The 3,657-nt window shown below is 40.6% G+C and carries 3 protein-coding genes and 1 pseudogene; 2 read left to right on the forward strand and 2 right to left on the reverse strand.

Annotation, left to right across the window (positions count from 1 at the left end; genetic code table 11):
- Positions 1-1,046, forward strand: a pseudogene (locus GCWU000342_RS08185) (VirB4-like conjugal transfer ATPase, CD1110 family); the annotation flags it as partial.
- A gap of 47 nt (positions 1,047-1,093) precedes the next feature.
- On the opposite strand, the gene GCWU000342_RS08190 reads toward GCWU000342_RS08185, so the two are convergent.
- Both GCWU000342_RS08190 and GCWU000342_RS08195 read right to left on the reverse strand, forming a co-directional pair.
- Positions 1,094-1,969, reverse strand: a complete 876-nt coding sequence (locus tag GCWU000342_RS08190; protein ID WP_006905210.1) for an IS3 family transposase — start codon at positions 1,967-1,969, stop codon at positions 1,094-1,096.
- Between the two features lie 29 nt (positions 1,970-1,998).
- Positions 1,999-2,337, reverse strand: coding sequence for a transposase (locus tag GCWU000342_RS08195; RefSeq protein WP_006905209.1), 339 nt, complete (start codon positions 2,335-2,337; stop codon positions 1,999-2,001).
- Positions 2,338-2,388: 51 nt separating this feature from the next.
- Here GCWU000342_RS08195 and GCWU000342_RS08200 point away from each other — a divergent pair.
- The coding region (locus GCWU000342_RS08200) for a VirB4-like conjugal transfer ATPase, CD1110 family (RefSeq protein WP_006906925.1) at positions 2,389-3,657 on the forward strand (1,269 nt) is incomplete at its 3' end.

Raw genomic sequence — 3,657 nt, forward strand, 5'->3', positions numbered from 1 at the left:
CCACAGAGGAGCTTTTTATCAATTCAAGTAATAGTCTTTACTACGGACTAAATGCCCTAAGCCATAACCTGATTATGGCAGATAGAAAGAAATTAAAGAACCCAAACGGTCTAATCCTCGGAACTCCGGGCAGCGGTAAATCCTTTAGTGCCAAAAGAGAAATGGCAAATGCGATTTTAGTAACAGATGATGATGTGATTATATGCGATCCGGAAGGAGAGTATGGAAACCTCGTAAGGCAGTTTAAGGGAGAAGTCATTAAGGTCAGCAGTAAGTCAAAGGATTACCTGAATCCCCTTGATATAAACATGAACTACGGTGATGGGGATGCACCGCTGAAAGACAAGGCAAACTTTATCATGAGTATGCTTGAGCTTGTAGTAGGCGGTAGTGGTCTTACAGCAGAAGAAAAGTCTGTTATTGATAGATGCCTGCCAAAGATTTATGAAAAGTATTTTGAAAATCCGACTCCTGATAATATGCCAATACTCCAAGACCTATACGATATGTTAAAAGGGCAGGAAGAAAAGGTCGGTAAGAAGCTGGCAACAGAGATGGAAATCTATGTATCAGGTTCTCTTAATGTCTTTAATCACAGGTCAAATGTGGACTTAAATAAGAAGCTCCTTTGTTTTGATATTAAAGAACTTGGAAGTCAGCTAAAGAAAATCGGTATGCTTGTTATTCAGGATCAGGTGTGGAATAAGGTGTCACAAAACAGAGGAAACAAGTCTACAAGGTACTATATCGACGAGTTTCATTTACTTTTAAAAGATGAGCAGACAGCATCGTATTCGGTTGAGATTTGGAAGCGTTTTAGAAAATGGGGAGGTATTCCAACAGGTATTACGCAAAATGTCAAAGACCTACTTATGAGTAAGGAAATTGAAAATATCTTTGATAATACGGACTTTGTCTTAATGTTAAATCAGGCTTCGGGAGATAGAGAGATACTTGCAAGAAAACTTAAAATCTCACTTCCTCAGCTTAGGTATGTAACTAACTCTAATGAGGGTGAGGGACTACTGTTCTTTGGAAATACCATTGATATTGTCAATAATGGTTGACAGATTTTCCTCAAGGATTTACAACCCTAAGCTGATTCCTGTAAAGATGAATAGTATTGTTGTCTCTTGACCATGGGTGGAAGGCCATCATTTGCGGAACAGATTCGACGGTTATTCCAGTAGCTCATGTAGTAACGCCAGATAAGCTCTTTTAGCTCTGTTACAGTCATCTTCTCGGTATCATAGCGATCATATAAGAGTTCAGATTTCATTCTCGCCCACATGCTCTCGCAACGAGCATTATCATGGCAACGGCCACCATCACTGTTCATGCTCTGTGTTATATGGCAGTCCTGGACGGCTCTACGGTAGCAATCACTGGTGTACTGTACTCCGCGATCGCTATGGCAGATCGCACCTTCGATCTCCGGGTAAGCCTTATGAGCATTCCTCAGGGTTCGGGCACACAACGGGGCCTTCATGTTGGTAGCCATTGCCAGTCCTAAGACAGCCAGATCGAAGCAGTCAAACATAGCAGAAACATAGAGTTTACCATCACTTGCCTTGATTTCGGTTATGTCCGTAACACATTTTGTCAGTGGCTCTGTTGACCTGAAATCCCGCTTGAGCAGATCATCCGATTTACGAGCAGCCTTGTCGGCTTTCGTTATTCCATTTGGCTTACGCTTTGGACGATGACTGATGCCGATTTCTTCCATTACTCGATAGACGGTCCGCTCACTCGGGATATCGATATCCTTCGGCTTCTTCTGCAGAAGAGCGTCACGCATCCTGGAACGACCATAGGTATCATTACATTCATCTTCCTTTAGGATATCCCGCATAGCATCGGCCAGCTTCTGATATTTCCAAGGCCGATCCTTACGTTGCAGGTATTTATAGAATGCCTGGCGGCTCACATGGAGCATCCGACAGTAGAATGTAAGTTTCCCTTTAATCATGCCGCCTTCTGTCTTAACAGTGATATATTTCAGTCTTTCATTTTTGCTGACTTCAGACGGCTCGCGGCAAAAAAAGCGCTGGCTTCCTCCAGGAACTCGTTTTCTTCTTTAAGACGACGAATTTCCTTATCCTGATCTTTGACCTGCTTACGTAAGGTGATCAGCTCCTCATTCAGGGTCATAGCACTTTTGGGGGTCTGGGATCCCGCTCCAAGATCCAGATTTCCGAGCCTATTAGCGCGTATCCATGTATAGAGCGTGTTTTTGGGGATGCCTAGTTCACGTGCAGCTTTTGCCTGGCCAATCTCTTTTGCCAGCTTAACTGCCTGGATTTTGTACTCCTGATCGTACTGTCTGTTAGTTGCCACCGTAAACGCCTCCTTATTCTCTTAAATTATAATGAAATCCTTGAGAATAAGATGTCAACTTTATTTATACAGCATCATAAGGGAGGAATCCTTGACCTTATCTTTAAGAAAGAACCGAAAAGATATACGGTAGAAGATACCATTCCCTATCTAAGGCTTTTAAAAAGCGGAATATGCCAGCTTGATGAAAGGCACTTCAGTAAAAGTATAGCCTTTCAGGACATTAACTATCAGCTTGCCTTAGATGAAGATAGGGACTTGATTTTTAATCAGTTTGCAAACTTTCTAAATTCCTTTGATCCGAGCATCAGCATTGAGTTTTCATATATCAATCAACTCGGACGAAACGAAGAAATGAAGTCGGCAATTCAGATACCGGATAAAAAGGACGGTTTTGACGATATACGCTTTGAATTTAGAGAGATGCTTAAAAGCCAGATTGTAAAGGGAAATAACGGACTTAAAAAATCAAAGTATGTAACCTTTACAGTGGAAGCGGATAATTTAGAGCAGGCAACATCAAAACTTGAAAGACTGGAGATAGATATATTATCTAATCTAAAGAGCATGGGCGTGAGAGCAGAAAGCCTAAACGGAGAAGAAAGGCTAAAGATACTTCATGATGTTTTAAATCCAAATAAAACATTTGGATTTTCCTACAAAGACCTAAAGAAAAGAGAAAGCACAAAGACATATATTGTGCCTGATGAGTTTAACTTTACACCGAGTAGATACTTTAAGTTCGGCAAATTCATCGGATCAACGAGTCATTTTCAAATCCTTGCCAGTGAGCTTTCAGATAGGATGTTATCCGAGTTTTTGGATATTGACGATAACATCAATATTTCCTTTCATATTAGGGCAATCGACCAATCGGAAGCCATTAAGATGGTAAAACGAAAAAACACTGATATTGATAAGATGAAGATTGAGGAAAATAAGAAGGCGGTAAGAAGCGGTTATGATATGGACATTCTTCCATCAGACTTAATTACCTATGGTGAGGATGTAAAGAGCCTCTTAAAAGACTTGCAGACAAGAGATGAGCGAATGTTTGTAGTAAGTATCGTCTTTATGAATTTTGCAAGGACAGTGCAAAAGCTCGATAACACAATTGCTCAAATAAGCTCCATTGCAAATAAGCATAACTGTAAGCTGAAAAGACTTGACCATTCTCAGGAACAAGGTTTAGTGAGCGTGCTGCCTCTTGGTGTAAATAAGATTGAAATAGATAGAGGATTGACAAGCTCATCAACGGCAGTATTTATGCCATTTACCACAGAGGAGCTTTTTATCAATTCAAGTAATAGTCTTTACTAC

This window comes from Shuttleworthella satelles DSM 14600, from assembly GCF_000160115.1.
Taxonomy (GTDB): Bacteria; Bacillota; Clostridia; order Lachnospirales; family Lachnospiraceae; genus Shuttleworthia; species Shuttleworthia satelles.

Excerpts from the sequence above, each read along its gene's own strand:
- GCWU000342_RS08190 (WP_006905210.1), bottom strand. The coding sequence starts at position 1,969 with ATGATTAAAGGGAAACTTACATTCTACTGTCGGATGCTCCATGTGAGC.